Below are 527 nucleotides of genomic sequence, written 5' to 3' on the forward strand. Positions count from 1 at the left end.
TACAGAGGTTGAAAGTTCGGGGTTTCATGTCGATCTCGGGTTCGTGATCAGGCCGGTGTGTGTCAGGAAGGCGTCCAGGAGGTCGGGGCGGTACTGCAGTTGCTTGAGTCGGCTGCGAATGACCATGGCGAGGTCGTCGAGGGTGCAGGGGGCCAGGTTGCCCAGGCTGCGTTTGAGGTGTGACCAGACGGTTTCCACGGGGTTGAGTTCGGGCGCGTAGGTCGGCAGGTAGAACACCGTCAGCCACGGGCGTGTGTCGATCAGGCTGCGCATCAGGGCGTCGACGTGGATGTTGACGTTGTCCCAGATCAGTACGATGGGTCCGCCGAGTTGCTGGTGGGCGGCGTCCAGCAGGCGGGCGTAGTCGGTCTCGTTGAACCCTTTGCGCTCGTTCTTGCGGCGCCGGTAGATCCTCATGCGGTAGATCAGCCGGGTCCGCCGCCCCGGCTTGAGGCAGATCAGCCCGGCCAGGTTGACGCGCCCGGAGCCCTTGCCCGAGACGGTGACGGTCGGGGTGCGTCCACGGC

Annotated in this window: 1 protein-coding gene; it reads right to left on the reverse strand. The window is 64.9% G+C overall.

Annotated elements, in window-relative coordinates; translation table 11 throughout:
* Positions 1-24: 24 nt before the first annotated feature.
* A partial coding sequence (locus tag ACTWPW_RS64605) for a transposase (protein ID WP_443175098.1) occupies positions 25-527 on the reverse strand: 503 nt, incomplete at its 5' end.

Origin of the sequence: Nonomuraea sp. KM90 (assembly GCF_052246675.1) — a bacterium.
In the GTDB taxonomy this organism is placed as follows: Bacteria; Actinomycetota; Actinomycetes; order Streptosporangiales; family Streptosporangiaceae; genus Nonomuraea.